This is a genomic window from Streptomyces endocoffeicus, assembly GCF_016741935.1.
Taxonomy (GTDB): Bacteria; Actinomycetota; Actinomycetes; order Streptomycetales; family Streptomycetaceae; genus Streptomyces; species Streptomyces endocoffeicus.
The window spans coordinates 136,307-152,848 of the sequence record NZ_JAERRG010000012.1; the positions used below are offsets into that span (position 1 = coordinate 136,307).

General features: G+C 67.2%; 14 protein-coding genes and 1 tRNA gene. 10 read left to right on the plus strand and 5 right to left on the minus strand.

The genetic code is table 11. The annotated features are described in order from the left end of the window. Nucleotides 1-107 precede the first annotated feature (107 nt). Nucleotides 108-2,846 (minus strand): SpoIIE family protein phosphatase, encoded by a 2,739-nt coding sequence (locus JK364_RS27930; protein ID WP_201854085.1) that lies wholly within the window; start codon nucleotides 2,844-2,846, stop codon nucleotides 108-110. 881 nt (nucleotides 2,847-3,727) lie between these two features. On the opposite strand from JK364_RS27930, the gene JK364_RS27935 reads away from it, so the two are divergent. Both JK364_RS27935 and JK364_RS27940 read left to right on the plus strand, forming a co-directional pair. Continuing rightward, on the plus strand, nucleotides 3,728-5,317 hold the full coding sequence (locus JK364_RS27935) for a VCBS repeat-containing protein (RefSeq protein ID WP_201854086.1): 1,590 nt from the start codon (nucleotides 3,728-3,730) through the stop codon (nucleotides 5,315-5,317). Between the two features lie 278 nt (nucleotides 5,318-5,595). Continuing rightward, nucleotides 5,596-6,552, plus strand: coding sequence for a Yip1 family protein (locus tag JK364_RS27940; RefSeq protein ID WP_201854087.1), 957 nt, complete (start codon nucleotides 5,596-5,598; stop codon nucleotides 6,550-6,552). A 90-nt stretch (nucleotides 6,553-6,642) separates the two neighbouring features. On the opposite strand, the gene JK364_RS27945 is transcribed toward JK364_RS27940, so the two are convergent. Then, nucleotides 6,643-7,140, minus strand: a complete 498-nt coding sequence (locus tag JK364_RS27945) for a phosphoribosyltransferase (RefSeq protein WP_201854088.1) — start codon at nucleotides 7,138-7,140, stop codon at nucleotides 6,643-6,645. Nucleotides 7,141-7,145: 5 nt separating this feature from the next. Next, a complete protein-coding gene (gene dcd / locus JK364_RS27950) occupies nucleotides 7,146-7,721 on the minus strand; it encodes a dCTP deaminase (protein ID WP_201854089.1) in 576 nt (191 codons plus the stop codon). Nucleotides 7,722-8,328: 607 nt separating this feature from the next. Here dcd and JK364_RS27955 point away from each other — a divergent pair. The 8 genes from JK364_RS27955 (at nucleotide 8,329) to JK364_RS27990 (ending at nucleotide 13,109) form a co-directional block, all read left to right on the plus strand. Further along, nucleotides 8,329-8,402, plus strand: a tRNA-Gly gene (locus JK364_RS27955). 189 nt (nucleotides 8,403-8,591) lie between these two features. Then, on the plus strand, nucleotides 8,592-8,921 hold the full coding sequence (locus JK364_RS27960; protein WP_201854090.1) for a hypothetical protein: 330 nt from the start codon (nucleotides 8,592-8,594) through the stop codon (nucleotides 8,919-8,921). Further along, on the plus strand, nucleotides 8,921-9,562 hold the full coding sequence (locus JK364_RS27965; protein ID WP_201854091.1) for a nucleotidyl transferase AbiEii/AbiGii toxin family protein: 642 nt from the start codon (nucleotides 8,921-8,923) through the stop codon (nucleotides 9,560-9,562). The genes JK364_RS27960 and JK364_RS27965 overlap by 1 nt, the downstream gene beginning before the upstream one ends. 551 nt (nucleotides 9,563-10,113) lie before the next feature. Then, nucleotides 10,114-10,806: a hypothetical protein gene (locus JK364_RS27970; RefSeq protein WP_201854092.1), complete on the plus strand. Its 693-nt coding sequence runs from the start codon at nucleotides 10,114-10,116 to the stop codon at nucleotides 10,804-10,806. Between the two features lie 659 nt (nucleotides 10,807-11,465). Continuing rightward, nucleotides 11,466-11,687, plus strand: coding sequence for a hypothetical protein (locus JK364_RS27975; protein WP_201854093.1), 222 nt, complete (start codon nucleotides 11,466-11,468; stop codon nucleotides 11,685-11,687). Then, on the plus strand, nucleotides 11,674-12,084 hold the full coding sequence (locus JK364_RS27980; RefSeq protein ID WP_201854094.1) for a type II toxin-antitoxin system VapC family toxin: 411 nt from the start codon (nucleotides 11,674-11,676) through the stop codon (nucleotides 12,082-12,084). Before JK364_RS27975 ends, JK364_RS27980 begins: the two co-directional genes overlap by 14 nt. 98 nt (nucleotides 12,085-12,182) lie before the next feature. Beyond that, the gene (locus JK364_RS27985; protein ID WP_201854095.1) at nucleotides 12,183-12,443 is read left to right on the plus strand and encodes a DUF7660 family protein; all 261 of its coding nucleotides are present in this window, start codon (nucleotides 12,183-12,185) and stop codon (nucleotides 12,441-12,443) included. A 312-nt stretch (nucleotides 12,444-12,755) separates the two neighbouring features. Beyond that, nucleotides 12,756-13,109 carry a hypothetical protein gene (locus tag JK364_RS27990; RefSeq protein ID WP_201854096.1) on the plus strand — a complete coding sequence of 118 codons (354 nt, stop codon included), beginning with the start codon at nucleotides 12,756-12,758 and terminating at the stop codon, nucleotides 13,107-13,109. 626 nt (nucleotides 13,110-13,735) lie between these two features. On the opposite strand, the gene JK364_RS27995 is transcribed toward JK364_RS27990, so the two are convergent. Both JK364_RS27995 and JK364_RS28000 read right to left on the minus strand, forming a co-directional pair. Then, nucleotides 13,736-14,290: a hypothetical protein gene (locus tag JK364_RS27995; RefSeq protein ID WP_201854097.1), complete on the minus strand. Its 555-nt coding sequence runs from the start codon at nucleotides 14,288-14,290 to the stop codon at nucleotides 13,736-13,738. Next, on the minus strand, nucleotides 14,283-16,142 hold the full coding sequence (locus JK364_RS28000; RefSeq protein ID WP_307841399.1) for an alpha/beta hydrolase: 1,860 nt from the start codon (nucleotides 16,140-16,142) through the stop codon (nucleotides 14,283-14,285). The genes JK364_RS27995 and JK364_RS28000 overlap by 8 nt, the downstream gene beginning before the upstream one ends. Nucleotides 16,143-16,542: the final 400 nt, after the last annotated feature.

A 16,542-nucleotide genomic window follows, 5' to 3' on the forward strand; every position in this document is an offset into this window, starting at 1 on the left:
TGGGCGGGCTTCACGCTTTACTGGCGGGCTTCACGCTCGCTGGCGCTTGCCGACGACCCTACGGAGGCCATGACGCCCTTACGGCCGCCGTGTCGTCCTTACGACTCTCATGAGGGCCTTACGCCCGCGGCCTTGCCGTTCCTCGACAGCGGCAGCGCCTGCTCGGTCCAGATGACCTTGCCGTCCGCGGTGTAGCGGGTGCCCCAGCGGTCGGCGAACTGCGAGACCAGGAACAGCCCCCGGCCGCCCTCGTCCGTCGTCCCCGCGTACCGCAGATGCGGAGAGGTGCTGCTGGTGTCGAAGACCTCGCAGATCAGGCTGCGGTCGCAGAGCAGCCGCACCCGGATCGGGCCGGTCGCGTAGCGGATCGCGTTGGTGATCAGCTCGCTGAGGATCAACTCGGTCGTGAACGCGACATCGCCCAGATCCCACTCCGCGAGCTTCCGGGCCACCGCGGCCCGCACCGCGGCCACCTGCGCCGGATCGGACGGCACCTCCCAGTCGGCGGTCAGACCGGGCTCCAGCACCCTCGTACGGGCCACGATGAGCGCGATGTCATCGCTCGGGCGATCGGGCAGCAGCGCGTCCAGCACCGCCGTACAGGCGTCCTCAGGCGTCCGGCCGGGGTGGGCCAGGGCGCCGCGCAGCATCTCCAGACCGGTCTCGATGTCCCGGTCGCGCTTCTCGATCAGCCCGTCCGTGTAGAGCACCAGATGGCTGCCCTCTGGCAGCTCCAGCTCCGCCGTCTCGAACGGCAGTCCGCCCAGGCCCAGCGGCGGCCCCGCGGGAAGTTCCAGGAACTCCACCGAGCCGTCCGGACGCACCAGCGCGGGCGGCGGATGACCGGCCCGCGCCATCGTGCAACGCCGCGTCACCGGATCGTAGATCGCGTACAGACACGTGGCCCCCGTGATCCCCTCACTGCCACCGCTGCCGTCGCCGTCCAGCCCGCCAGGACCCTCGTCCTGGTCGATCCGGGCGATCAGGTCATCGAGGTGGGAGAGGATCTCATCGGGCGGGAGGTCGAGCGTGGAGAAGTTGTGCACCGCCGTCCGCAGCCGCCCCATCGTCGCCGCCGCGTGCAGACCATGCCCGACCACATCGCCCACCACCAGCGCCACCCGCGCCCCCGGCAGCGGGATGACGTCGAACCAGTCGCCCCCGACCCCCGACTCCGCCGGGAGATAGCGGTACGCCACATCCAGCGCGTTCTGCTCCGGCAGCATCCGGGGCAGCAGGCTGCGCTGGAGGGTCACCGCCATGGTGTGCTCGCGGGTGTAGCGGCGGGCGTTGTCGATGCTGACGGCGGCCCGGGTGACCAGCTCCTCCGCGAGGGAGACATCGTCCTCCTCGAAGGGCTCCGGCTTCTCCGCGCGCATGAAGCTGGCCACGCCCAGGACGACGCCCCGGGCCCGCAGCGGGACCGTGATCATCGAGTGGATGCCGTAGTCGACGATCCGGCGGGCGTGCTCGGGGTCCTGCTCCTGCCAGCCGCCGAAGTCGCCCAGGACCGGCTCGACCGTCACCGCTCCGCTGCGGAAGCCCCGGGCCTGGGGCGCGCTCGGGCCGAACTCGATCAGCATGCCGAGGGGGTAGAGCGGGCCGTCGTCCCGGATGCCGCTGAGGGCCGTACGACGCAGGACCGTACGGCCGCCGTCCGCGGCCGCCACGGCGGCCCACGAGCCCGCGTCCGGGGCGCTGATGCCCGATACCCCGTCCGGGGGCTCCTCGCCGCGCAGCACCGAGTCCGCGAGGTCCACCGAGACGTAGTCGGCGAACCGGGCCACCGCGTACTCCGCCAGCTCCTGGGCGGTGCGCACCACGTCCAGCGTGGTGCCGATGGAGACGCCCGCGTCGTACAGCAGCTTGAGGCGGTTGCGCGCGAGGTCGACCTTGCCGGACAGCGCGCGCAGCTCCGTGGTGTCGCGCAGGGTGGCGACGCTGCCGGGCGGGCCGCCGTCGCGGTCGGTGGGGCGGTGGCTGACGGACAGCAGCCGCTCACCCGCCGTATGGACCTCGTCGGTGGCGGGGCGCCCGGACGCCAGCAGTGCGGCGGTGTGCGGATCGAAGCCGAGCTCGGACACCAGGCGGCCCTCGGCGTCCGGCGGGAGGTCGAAGAGCCGGCGCGCCTCGTCGTTGGCGAGCACCAGCCGCCCGTCGCCGCCGACGATCAGCACGCCCTCACGGACCGAGTGCAGCACCGCGTCGTGGTGCTCGTACATCCGCGTCATCTCGGACGGGTCCAGCCCGTGGGTCTGGCGCCGCAGCCGCCTGCTGACCAGGGCCGTGCCCGCCGTGGCGAGCGCCATGGCGGCCGCGGCCGCGCCGAACAGCAGCGGCAGCTGGTGGTCGGCGGCGCCACTCACCCTCTTGATCGTGATACCGGCCGCGACCAGGCCGACGACCTTCCCCTGGGCGTCCTTGACTGGCACGACGGACCGTACGGACAGGCCGAGGGTGCCGGTGAAGGTCTCCTGGACCGTCCGGCCCTCGGCCGCCGCACGGATGCTGCCCATGAAGTGCTTGCCGATCCGGGCGGGGTTGGGGTGGGTGTAGCGGATCCCCTGGGGCGTCATGGCCACGACGAAGTCGACCCCGGAGCCCTTACGGGCCCGCTCGGCGAGCGGCTGCAGCACGGCGCTGGGATCGTGGCCGCGCAGCGTGCTCACCATGCCCGGCGCGTTCGCGAAGCTCTCGGCGACCGCCATGGAGCGGTTGCGGGCCTCCCGCTCGCTGTCATAGCGGGACTGCAGGACGAGCGCCACGACGGCGGCGACGACCAGCAGCAGCACGACGCCGACCTGTAGGACGAAGACCTGGCCGGCCACGGTGCGCACGCCGCGCACCGGGCTCCAGCGGGGCCGCCGACCGTAGCCGCGGCCGTGGGGACCGCCGCCGGAGCCGGGGCCGGAGCCGGAGCCCGATCCGCGGCCGCTCCAGCCGGTGCGCACCGGCGGCCGCCCATGCGGGCTCAGCTGGGCGTACGTGCTCTGCCGACCCTGCGGACCCCAGCGCTCAGGGGGGCCCGGCGAGCCCTGCCGATCGGCTTGATCGCGCTGATCCCGTTGATCGCGCTGACCTCGCTCATCCCGCTGGTTCTGTCGGTGGTCCTGCTGATCCTGCTGGTCCTGTTGGTCCTGCGTGTCCTGCTGAACGCGCCGCCCACGTCGCTCCCATGCCGAGCGGGGCCCCTCACGCCGACCGCGTGGGCGCCAGTCGGTCATCGTGCGGGCCAGCGGAACCCGTGGTCGACCGAAAAGTCCGGCCATGTCGTTATTTCTAGCACCCTCGCTCAGCGGCGGGCGAGCGGCATCCTCCGCCGCCGGCCGACCACTCCCGTCCGACATCGCGACTACACCCCGCCCGCGCCCTCTTTCACCGGTCTCGCCGCCTCACCCGTCATCCGCACACCGTGCGTTAAGCACATGGTTGCCCCCGCTTTTCCGCATCGAAGTTCCCCGCCGGACGTACCGATACTGGCCGTGAAGTATCCCTTCTCACAACGACGTTGCGAATTCCCTACAGGATCATGCCCAACACGGCATCCGTAAATGTCCTGGACGGCCCTTGTGCTCCAAAGGTCATCTTTACAGTCAAGCGGACTGATCGGTCCCGCATCATCCGGAAAGATCACCGAGCGGCGGCCGGTCGGAGCGCCAGGCATCACCCTCGTAACGAAGTGCCGTGCCCCATGGCCTCAGCCGCCCTGATGGGTTGAGGTGGCCCGATGACGCCCGCACCTCCCCCCACAGCACCACCCGGCCGCGTCCCGGGCCCCCGACGCCGCTCCCTCCCCCGCGTCCCCCATGTCCCCCGCGTCTCCACCGCCTCAGCCGCCGCCTCTGCCGCCACTTCCGTCACTTCGGTCACCACCGCCGTCGCCGCCGGTACGGCCTGTCTGGCGCTGCTGCTCACAGCCTGCGGCCCCGACGACGGCGCCAGGGACCGGCGCGACGACTCCGCCGCCGGGGCCGTCATCACCCCCACCGCGACCGCGCCCGTCCCCCACGGCAAGGGCAGCCGGCTGCCGGATGACGTCAACGGCGACGGCTACCCCGATCTGCGCGTCCCCGTCCCGTCCGGCAAAGGGGGGCTGCCCAGTCGGATCGCCTTCGTCCACGGCTCGTCCCACGGCCTGAATCCCGCCACCCGGACCGTGCTCCGCCACCGCGACCTCGGGCTGCCGTCCCAGGACGTCACCGTCGCGGGCGCGACCGAGGTGGCCACGGCCGACCTCGACGGCGATGGCTACGCCGACGTCACCACCACGGCGGGCGAGGCACTCGGCAAGCAGGAGACCGAGCGCACCCAGGCCACCGTCCGGACCGTCCCCTACATCTCCTGGGGCGGCCCCGGCGGCCCCCACCGCACCCGCTCCGCCGCCCGCGTCCAGCTGACCGGCCCGGACGACGGCGTGGACGCCCAACGCCCCACCGTCGGCGACTTCAACGGCGACGGCCACCACGACCTGGCCCTGGTCCGCGCGGACCGGCACTCGCTACTGGTGCTGTACGGGCCGTTCAACCGGGCGGGCAGGGCCGCCCGGACCGTGCCGTACGCGAGCCCGCTGGAAGGCCACGGCGAGATCGGCGATCTCATCGCCGACACCATCGCGGACACCGCCGACGGCCACCGCGCCACCGATCTGGTGGTGCACGCGCTCAACGACAACGACCAGTCCGGCTCCACCCTCCTCGCCGCCGGGCCCCACGGCCTCGGCCACACGGGCCGCAGGCTGCGCGAGGGAAACTCGATCGCCTTCGGCGACTTCGACGGCGACGGCCACCGTGATGTCGCGGTCGGCGACAGCGGCACCCGTAACGACGAGCCGGGCGTGGAGACGGAGCGGCCGGACATCGGCAAGACGGTGAGCGTCTACCACAAGGGGGCGGCACGGACGGCCGGTTCGGTTCCGCGCCCCCTCAGGGTGCCCGGGATGTCCGGCACCCTGGCGGCCGCCGACACCGATGGCGACGGCACCGATGAACTGGCCGTCTCGCTCGGGCGGGGCGGCGTCGAGCTGCTCACCCTGCGGGGCTCCCGCCCCGCCACGACCCGCGTCGCCGGGCGTCACCTCCTGACCCGCGCGGCACCCGCCGTCGTGGACGGCAAGACCATCCGTAAGGGCGAGCGCGCGGCCCGGCTCTACGGCGTCGCGGACTTCGATCACGACGGTAAGGACGAGGTCGTCCTGGCGTGGGGCCCCGGTCTGGCCTTCTCGCGGTACGGCGAACGTCCCGAGTGGTGGTGGATCACGGACGGCACGGCGGACAAGACGGCCTTCAGCAGCAAGCCGTTCGCGGCGGACGCGGGCTAGAACACGAACTGGGACGCGAACTAGGGCGCGGACTAGGACACGAACTGGGGCGCGGACCAGAGCGCGGCCCAAGACGCGGCCCAAGACGGGCGAACGCGGGACCAACGCCGGGCGGGCACACCGCCGACCCCCTCCTCCTCCCTCTCCTCGGGCGAGCCCCATCCACCACCGGGGGAAAACCCATAAGGGACCCCCTAGGGGATGTCACAGCTCGGCCGCAATGCCTGGTCCGCTCACACAGCTCCCGCACCCGGCCCGCGACGACCGGGTACGTTCGAATGGTGGCTGGATTCAGGATCGGACGCGGACGGGACTCCCACTCCGCGCAACAAGGGCAGCGGCAGCGGCCGCCGCAGCCGCCGTACGGACAGAACGACCCGTACGGCGGTCAGCAGCAGCCGCAGTGGCAGCAGCCCTCCTCACAGGGAGAGCCGGAGTATTTCGGCGGCCAGGACCCGCACTACGGCCCCGGGCCCGGGCAGGGCCCCGGCCCCGGAGGCTACGGCCAGGGGCAGAGACCGTACGGCCAGGGCGGCGGCGGGTACGCCGACAACAACTCGGGCCATACACAGCAGTTCAGCGTCGGCGAGGGGCCCGACGCGTACGACCCGTACGGCCAGGGCCCCGGTTCGTACGACGACGGCTACGGCGGGCAGACGTACCGCACAGGCTCCTCCACGGCCCCGCCCGCCGGCCCCCGGCTGCACTGGCAGCAGCTGCTGAGCGGCATCGTGCTGCGCCCGTCGGCCACCTTCTGGCAGATGCGGGACTACGCGGTGTGGGGCCCGGCGCTGATCGTGACCTTCGTCTACGGTCTGCTGGCGGTCTTCGGCTTCGATGACGCCCGTAAGGACGTCCTCAACGCCCCCATGTCCAACAGCATCCCGTGGGTGCTCACCGCGGGCGTCGCCATGGTGATCAGTGGACTGATCCTGGGCGCCGTCACCCACACCCTCGCCCGCCAGCTGGGCGGCGACGGCACCTGGGGGCCGACCATCGGCCTGTCGATGCTGATCATGTCGATCACGGACGCGCCACGGCTGGTGTTCGCGCTCTTCCTGGGCGGGGACAGCTCGCTGGTGAAGGTGCTGGGCTGGGTGACCTGGCTAGCGGCGGGCGCGCTCTTCACCTCGATGGTGAGCAAGTCGCACGACCTGCCGTGGCAGAAGGCGCTGGGCGCGTCGGCGATCCAGCTGATCGCGCTGTTGAGCCTGCTGAAGCTGGGAACGCTGTGAGGCTGGGAACGCCGTAAGGCCGGCACCACAGGCCGCATGACCAAGGGGGCCCGCACCGGCGGGCCCCTCATCTACGCGTCATGGCTTGTGTCAGGCGTCCCGCACTTGCCCCTCCCGCCGCACCACGGGCGGTTCGACGCTCCAGGGGAAGTTGATCCACTGATCGGTGCGCTGCCAGACGTACTCGCACTCCACCAGCGACTGCGGCTTCTCGTAGATCACCGCGCTGCGCACCTCGGCGACCGTGCCGAGGCAGAAGTCACGGACCAGCTTCAGCGTCTTGCCGGTGTCCGCCACGTCATCGGCGATCAGCACCTTCTTGTCGGAGAAGTCGATCGCGTTGGGCACGGGCGCGAGCATCACGGGCATGTCGAGGGTGGTCCCCACGCCCGTATAGAACTCCACGTTCACCAGGTGAATGTTCTTGCAGTCGAGCGCGTAGGCCAGCCCACCCGCCACGAAGACCCCGCCACGGGCTATGGAGAGCACGACGTCGGGCTCGTAGCCATCACCGGCGATCTGCTCCGCCAGCTCGCGGACCGCGACCCCGAACCGCTCGTACGTAAGGTTCTCCCGCTCCTCACCCACGCCGCTCACACCTTCGTCCGGTGGAAGCTCTGGTACGACCGCGAGGGCGTCGGCCCGCGCTGCCCCTGATAGCGGGAGCCGTAACGGGCGGAACCGTAAGGATGCTCCGCGGGCGACGTCAGCCGGAACATGCACAGCTGCCCGATCTTCATCCCCGGCCAGAGCTTGATCGGGAGCGTCGCGACATTCGACAGCTCGAGCGTGACATGCCCGGAGAACCCCGGGTCGATGAACCCCGCCGTGGAGTGCGTCAGCAGCCCCAGCCGCCCCAGACTCGACTTCCCCTCGAGCCGCGAGGCGATGTCGTCCGGCAGCGACACGACCTCGTACGTCGAGGCGAGCACGAACTCCCCCGGGTGCAGGATGAACGCGTCCTCGCCCTCGGGCTCCACCAGCCGCGTCAGATCGGGCTGCTCCACCGCCGGGTCGATATGCGGATAGCGGTGGTTCTCGAACACCCGGAAGAACCGGTCCAGCCTTACATCGATGCTCGACGGCTGCACCATCGCCGGATCGTACGGATCAATCCGCACCCGTCCGGCGTCGATCTCGGCCCGGATGTCCTTGTCTGAGAGAAGCACCTGAAGAGGATACGCACATCACAGGTGCCCCACGGTGCGGGCCCGGTCCCACCGGACCGGGCCCGCACCCTGCGACTTCAACAGCTACCGCTCACCTACCGCTCACCGCTTATCGGCTCCCACCGGCACCGCGTGCCGGAGCCGAGCGCAACGCGGACACCGCAGCAACCGGCCGGGGCCGATGCGATCGACGGTGAGGTGCTGCATCGGGAACGAGGAGGTGCTGAACACATGCCCCTCAGCACAACGGACGACGGTGCGCTCCATGAGTCCCTTCCCCAAGAACGTGGACGGCGTGGACGACAAAAGCCACATTAGGGGATCAACCACCCACCGCTCCACGCGGCACTCCGCACCCCCACCGTACGCCCAACTCCCGCACCCCAACAGCCGCTTCCACCCCACGGACACCCCCGAAAATCCACCCCAAAACCACACCAAATCCCCCTCAAAACACCCCCGAACCCACCCGACCTCACCCCCACCTTGCCGCCACCCCACCCCCGACCGGACCCCGAACAGCACGAAGACCCCACGACGAATGCGCCGGGGGTCAGCCATGGGGTAAAGTGTCCGACGATGCGGCGCCAGAGATCGGGCGCCTCTCGCGGGTGTAGTTTAATGGTAGAACATGAGCTTCCCAAGCTCAGAGCGCGGGTTCGATTCCCGTCACCCGCTCCAGACAGAAGCCCCAGGCCAGCGGCCCGGGGCTTGTTTGTTGTCTAGACCTCTCTAGGCGTCCCGTGCCCGTTGCGTGCCAGATCAGGCGCCGGGCATGTCGGCCCGTCTCCTCCCAGCCGACGTTCACTCCGTAGTGCACTCGATTGCGATATCAGCGCCGCTGGCAGGCACATCAGGCATGCTGGAGCCATGAGCAGGTATGCAGCGGCGAAGCCATACGTACTGCCGGAGTCGCTCGCCGAGCTGGCCGGGCCCACCACCGGTGGCGTCACGCTGCCGCGCCACATCGACTGGGGACCGCACTACATCTACGACCTGGCCGACGAGGCGGACTTCCGGCTGATGTACGAGCGCGTCATCCGCGAGGCCCAGACGCGCGACGACCTCAATGCGTACCTGCACGCGGCATCGCTGCGCCAGGTATGGCACGACCTGTTCCTGCCCCTCCCGGTCAGGGCCGCTTGGGAAGCGTGCTTCCCTGAACTCCGCGAGTCCGGCACGACGACAACCGCTGCCTAGTGGATGAGCTGCACCGCGAGCTGATCCGCATCGGGCTGGACGCGCTCGCCAAGGACTACGGATACGCACTCGCGGGCGGCTACGCCGTCCAGGCTCACCACATCGTCAACCGAGTCAGCGACGACGTGGACCTCTTCGCACCCTTCGAGAGGGCGAGTCACGAGATGAGCCAGGCCGCGCAGCGGATCACCGCCGCCTACGAAGCCGCTGGCTACACCGTCGAGCAAGCACATCTGACCCCCACCTACACCAGGTTGAACGTCACGGACACAACCTCAGGCACGCAGAGCAAGGTGGAGCTCGTCGCCGAATTCCTCCACCACACACCAGTGGAATCCGACCTCGGCCCGGTACTCCACCGCGACGACGTCGCCGCAGGCAAGACCAGCGCACTGTTCACCCGAGCCGAGGTCCGCGACGCCATCGACGTCGCAGGGCTGTTGAAGGCCGGCTACACGCGCGAACAGCTCATGGAACTCGCTGCCCAGAACGACGCCGGCTTCGACCGCCGCATGTTCGCCGACTCACTCGGCCGCATCCAGCGCTACACCGACAAGCAGTTCGCCGCCTACGACCTCACCCCTGAGGAGGCCGCGGCGATTCGCGACACCTTCGCTGACTGGCAGCAGCAACTGCTCTGAACGGTCATCGCCAGCACGATGGTCAATCGGCCACGCCTTGTTACGCACCCGGGCCGTCATCAGCAGCACCGAGCCAAGCCCACGCAGCCCAAGAGAACCTACAAGTAAACGCCCAGCAAGCGGCGCGGCGCGCGGGATGGCGGCGCGGGCCGCCGCTCCTGTCACCGGGCCGCCCGCTCGCGCGCCAGCAGCGGGCGCCTGACTACGGGGAAGAGCGCCGTCGTAGCTGGGGGTCGGCTCCACGGCTTTACGCACTTCCCCGGTCCGGGTCCCCCGTCAGACAAGATCGCCATGCCCGACCTCAGACCGGGCAGGACACCGCTCAAATCCGCTCCCCCGACTTGAGCCACCACCTGAACATGACTTCCGGGGCACGGCGCGCCGTCGCTCTGCCCCAGGCGCTCAAGAGGCGTGTCGCAAATTGGTTACATATGCAATATAAGCAACCCCTGCGGGGAATGATTACGGATGTGACGACAGCCCCAAACCAGCAAACGGACTTGCGTAGAGTTTTCTATCAGTGCAGATTGGGCCAGAGCGACATTGAACGAATGTTCAGTATAGCCTGCGAAGGAATACCATCGCCAGAAATCAAAGTGTCTACCGTTATAGGTAGTACACGATTCTGGGAGCCCAGCCTGGCAGACCTCGTCGCCGCCGTAAATACAAGTTCGCCAGAAGTGAACGACGACTGGACCAATCTATCCCTGGAAGCGAGCACCATTTCGACCGAAAGGTCGGTAAGTATCACAATAGACAAGGAGCGCACTGAGCTTAACATAGCTGGGTCAGATGCCACATGGGCTTACGGCCAGGCAGCCAGACTAGAGGGCTTCCTCCGGGCACGAGGAGCCGTTGATAATTCACCGAAATACGAGACAAAAGTCTCCCTAATTTTCCTATCCTTCCTCGTCGCCGTTTTCGCTTTCTGGCTCCTAAGTGATAACGATCACGAGACCGTACGGGAGTGCGTGAGGAGGGTCGAAAAATCCAGGCAGAATGAACCGTACACCAACTTGGCTATAGGTTCACTTTTCGCCATAGGCGTATTTCTCATCCTCTTTAAGGCGCTGAAACAGAGGGCTTCGCGCGCGCTGTTGCGGGTCAACGGCTCTGTAGCAACAGGATCGTGGTGGTCGCGGCTTTCTGTTGCAGAGAAAATTGCAGCAGTAGGAGTTCCTGTTGCGACTCTGGCAACTATAGGAACGCTCGTGTCAGCAGCAAACGATGTTCTGGGAAAGTAAAATCGAGGGCCCCGGAGGGCCCTCGATACTCGGCGTACTCGACTCAACTACCTCTCACGCGCGATCATGAGGATGATCGCAATGATCAGCAGCGAAATCGGTTCCATTCCGGACTCCCTCAAGTCAGGCCCACTAGGGGGCATTGGACGCAGGGAGTCGGCACTGTTGCCAAGTGAAGCCCATTATGCACCGATCATGCGGAGCTTGTCCCATGTTTCGTGCAATTTCAGACGCAGTTGAGCTCAGACCGCCACCCCAGCAACTTGCAACATGTGTCCGCGCACTCCGTGCCATGAGCATCCGCGTGCGCGCCGGGGGACTGAAGGAGGTTGCCCGCACCAGATGCGCACCAGATGGGGCGGCAAACAGCGGTCACTGACGCGCACTGCCGCGGGCACACCAGCCGCCGTCAGCACTCGTTTACGCTGGTCAGCGGCCTGATCAACGCCGATCACCCTGTGATTCCCAAGCTCAGAGCGCGGGTTCGATTCCCGTCACCCGCTCCATGCAAAAGCCCCAGGCCAGCGGTCTGGGGCTTCTTTGTGACTGCTCCCCTTCACGCCTCCGGTGCCCGTTGTGTGCCCTGTCCGAAGCCTTCAGCGGACTTGCGTGGTCGAGGGCTATCGTGGCAGCAGAGACGGCCGAGAGGGAGAGCCGCGATGACCGCAGCCCATGACTACAGCGATCTGTACGACATCATCGAGCGACTTGAGCCCGAGCAGGTCGAAGAGCTGCGTCGGCACGCCCTGCGCCTGGTGAAGACGCCCCCACCGAGCCGTTTCCGCGTCCTGCGAAGCTTCGACGGACCGTCGAACGACCTTGGAGCCCGTGCCAAGGACATCTCACGCGAGGAACTCGGCGAGGCCGATGCTGATCGTTGACACCGGCCCGATCGTCGCCCTACTGAACCGGAACGACCCCGACCATGAGAGTTGTGCCGAGTTACTGGAGTCCCACGACGGCGAGTTGCTGATCACGCCGTATGTGCTCACCGAAGCCTGCTACCTGCTAGCCAAGTACGTGAGCCCCGATGCGGAGATCAATCTCATCGAAGCCGTGGCCGCGGAGGACCTCATCCAGGTACCCACCGAGAGGGCCGATCTCTCCCGCATGGCCGAACTCATGCAGCAGTACCGCGGATTCCCTCTCGGCATCGCCGACGCTTCAGTGATCGCGCTTACCGAGCGCCTCAAGGCATCCAGTGTCGCCACGCTGGATCACCGCCACTTCCGCGCCATCAAACCCCTCCATGTACCGGCGCTCACGCTCCTGCCGTGACAGCCGGCCCGAGCACTGACCACAGGACCGGTGGTTCTCACCGAGAATGTCCGGCCTATACCGGCAGAGGGACTTCAGCACGTCAGTAGGGTGCCGCCATGCAGAAGCTTCCGGACCACCCGGCGCACCGAGTTGACAGCAGGGAAGCCCTGGTGAGCCATATACGCAGCCTGCGCGACGATCTCCTCACAAGAGGCGATCAATGGGAGAACCCCACGCTTGAACGCTACCTGGAGGCACTCGCGGCATGGATGGAAGGCACACCGGACTGGTACCGGGGCTTTGGCCAGGAGATGCCGGCGGACGGTGACTGGAAACTCTTCGCCCGTGCGCTGAGTGCGGCAGTCGTGTACGAGTGACGGAGCTACCGGCGTGCCAGAACGAGCGGTGAACCACGGTCAAGCACGGGCGACCATCCGTTGCGCCCAAGATCGCCCCTGTGGCCGTTTCCACAGGTCAACGCAATGATCTGTCCCCGCTACCCGGTGATTCCCAAGCTCAGAGCGCGGGTTCGATTCCCGTCACAGGCTCCATGCAAAAGCCCCAGGCCAGCGGCCCGGGGCGTCGGAGTCGCGTGGCGGACGAGGCTCGGGCGTGGGCTCAAGCCCAGCGTCCGCAACAATGGCCAAGATTATGACGATCGCGCAGACCGCCGCCCAGGAGACGCTTCGATGACCGAGCAGTCCTCTGCCCCCGACTGGCCGCTGATCCCCATGCCGGCGCTCACTCCGGCAGCGCTCCGCGCAGCGGTCGCCCAGATCGCCCCCGCCCAGTTGCCCTCCTTCGTCGAGCACCTCGACCGCGTGGTCGAACAAGCCGCCACTCAGAGCACCATCGCTCCGCTGCGTACCTTCCTGCTGCGGTGGGGAGAATTCGTCGCCATCCAGCGCTACCCCGCCCGAGCGGCCCGCCTGCGCGAGCTGGAGACCGTAGCGGAAGAGGCCACTGACCGCGAGGCCCTGCGCTCCGCACTCGCCGAGATGCGACAGATCACAGACCTGGCGCGGCGCGAGATCTCCGCGTAAGCGATAACTGGACCTGGGACTACGACCCCGATGCCGAGCACGTCGTAGGCGGCCTGCCGCACGAAGTCATAGCCGAGGTGGAGCGCCTGGCTGAGCAACTGACGGTCCTGGGCCGCTGCGCGGTCGACCTCGGCCGCGGAAACCCGCACGGCGGAGGTCCGCGGACACAGGACATTTTCGGAGGACGGGCTTCTTCATGTTCCTGGCCCTGGACCGGCTCGAACTTGTTGTGATCAGCCGCGTCACATGGCTCGGCTGATCAGCGACTACGGCACCGGCCTGCATGCGATCAGCGCGACCTCATGGTCAGCTCGTGGCCGCCGTTGAAGGCGGCACCCCGGGTGGCCGTAGCCGAGTTGGCCACCGCAGGTGAAGGTGTCGCCCGGCACGCCCGACTGCCGACGACCGGCCCCGCAACGCCTTGAACGTAGCGGCACACATGGTGATCGATCAGCAGTTCGACCGTGACCCAGGCCGGAAGGCAGGGAGTCGCCGCCGGTCCCGTCGATGCGGATCACGATGTGGAGGTGGACGGCGCCGCGCTCTTGCTGCTCGGCGAGTTCTGACAGTCGGGGCCGACGTACAGGTCATGCCAGCGTCCCGCCTGCCAGTCCGAAGGCCCGCCCTCAGCTGGACTCCTTGGACTCATGCGCTGTGTCGCGGAAGCAGTCGGAGACGACCGTCACCTCGATCAATGACGTTTTGTCAGGATGATTGCGCTGATCGAGTAGTCGGATGTCTGCGGAGAAGTGGTCCCGAGAGAAGTTCGCGACGATCTGCGGTGTCTTCGCGGGACTTCCGTCGGGCCCGTCCTTGACGATCTTCCAGTCGTGTTTGGGAAGCTCCGTACGAAGCCGCTCAAAACCACGGGACAAATCATCGAAAGGTACATCGTAGACGCTCCAGGGATGGTGCATGCGCTGCACTCCCTCGTCATCAGCGTATTTCGAGCACGGTAGCGTACCCGGACCCGGCTCGGTGACCTTCGCCTTCCTCAGGCCAATGATGTCCAGAATAGTGCTGGACATTTTCTCCGTCTTCTTCTCCATACTGCCGACATCACGGACATCCACTTTATCCGCAGCCTTTTTATCGCCCACCTGGGAACACCCCGCAATAAACATGAGGATCGGAATCACGAAGAGCGCCGACCAAACTTTCCCAGAAGTCAATTTAATCATATTGAACCCTGTCGTAGCTGCCGGTGATCACCGCAGCCTGATTCCGCAGCGCAGTTGTTTCATCGTCCCAGTAGTCACCATGACCCTCGACACCTGATTTCACCAGGTGGGCGCCGAACTCGGGGTCGGTGGGAATGTTCCCGTCACCACCGAGCCCGACCTTCCGCCCCCCTTCCCGGACCCACCAGTCGTCTCCCCCAACACCGCCGGCCTTCATGGCCCAGACGTGTTCGCTCCCGATGCCGAGGTCGGACGCGTGCCCCACCTGCATGCCAGGGCTGCCCGCCGCGAAGATGTCGTCAACGGGCAGGGCACCGCCATGGGGGTCGTAGGAGGTATGGGACTTGGTGGCATCACCGATGACCGTGCTGCCGTAACTGTGACCGATGAGGGTCGTATGGCCATGGTCGCCGGTCGCCGCCTCATGCGCCGCCCGGTTGCCGTCGAGGAACTGGCGGAGATGGGGCGCCGCAGCGGCCGCGTATTTGTCGTGCCGTGCGTCCGGAATGGCGTCCGGGGCGTCATACCCCAACCAGGTGATTGTGGAGACCTTGGAGTTGGGATCCAGTTTATTGCTCTCCATCCATAGTCTTTCCCCGCGGTCGAGATCGCCGCCGATACTGCCGATGTGCGTCTTGGTGCCCGGCACATACACCGCCGTGTGATCGGCGGTGTCCGGGTTTCCGGTGGCCATGATGACGCGACCGTCATTCTTTTCCGGGTCGAAACCGAGTAGATACGCCTCGGGTATGTGATTCTTTCCGCCAGTCTCATCAAAACGCTTCTGGATGGCCTCCATGCCATCCAGAGCAGCGTTCAGATGGTCCCTGCGGTCGTTGTACTTGTAGTACCATTTCGCGTATTCGTCGGTGAATACCTGGACCGGATAACCTCCACTGCCGGGAATTGTCTTGTATTTGACCAGAGGTTCCTCGGGGATAGCCTTCAGCTCCTCCTGGTACTTGGCATGCATCACGTCCAGGTGAGTGCGGTTGGCCTCGTCTCGGGCGGCGGCGGGCAACCCGTTCATGCCGCCCACAGCCTTCGAGTGGAGTGCGATATAGGCGTCCTTCTCGTCCTCGGACAGGCCTTTCCACCATTCGGCGTTTTCCTTCGGGCTGCCATCCCCGGGCGGGCGCTTGATGTGATCCAGGTAGTCCTTGGCACCCGACCTGACCCCGCCGGTGTCCTTGTCCGTATCGATCCAGTCCTTGTCAGAGACGTTCAGATCATCGTCGGCCTTCAACTCACGCAGCTTCGGCGCCCACCGCTCGTCGGCCTCGGTCGCCTCCTGGACAGCCTGGGCGATCCGGTCGGCGTATTCGATCGCCCGGCTGAAGTACGGGTTCGGGTGCTGGTTCCCCGCTTGCCGGTCCAGGGCGTCAGCGATGTCATTGGCGTCGTTGCCCGGGTCTATCGGGGCACCGGACTCGTGTGCCCTGGCGCTGCCGGTGACCTTGCCGCCCTTGGGGGTCTTGCCGTCGACCTTGTCGCCACCAGGCGGATAGCTCACCGAGCCGTCCGCGTTCACCGTCAGCTTCTCCGTCTGGGCGTCCTCGATTGCCGCGTCCAGCTTCTTCTTCGCCGCTCGCAGGTCGAAAGCCAGCGCGTTCAGGGCGGTGCTGACCAGGCCGCACTCAACCTCCACGTAGTGGAAGTTCTCCGAGAGGTTCCGTAACTGGTTGTACGCCGCCGTCGCGGCCTCACCCTCCAGGGACTCTCGCATCTGGGCGGCGATCCGGCGCTCCAGCGCCTGCCTGGCCCGGCCAGCCATGTCGCTGGTCGTTTGGTAGCCGTCAGCCGCGCCCTCGAACTCGCTGGGCTTGAGACCCTTCAGCGTCGCGTAGTCCACCGTTCAGGTCACCAGCCCTTGTCCTGGCCACTGGCCCCGGTGGTTGTTACATTCTCCACGTCGCTCAGCAAGGCGACCAGTCCGCTCCCGGTGTACCGCGCCCTCTGGCCCGACTTCACTCCGCCGGATTCACCCGCGGCCCTCGGCTTCCCGATCACACCGCCGAGTTGGCTACCTGTGATGCCAACCATGCTTTCCCCCCGTGCACATTCGTATCCACACGATGCTGATGCCACACTACAAAACGGGGGAAGACGCGGGCGCCTTCGTGAGCCTTTGCCTCGTACCCGATGCGTGCCCGCGCGGGTTCGATTCCCGTCACCCGCTCCATAGCGAAGGTCCAGGTCATCGACCTGGGCCTTGTTCGTTGCCCAGGCCTCTCCGCTCGCCTCGCAGTCGG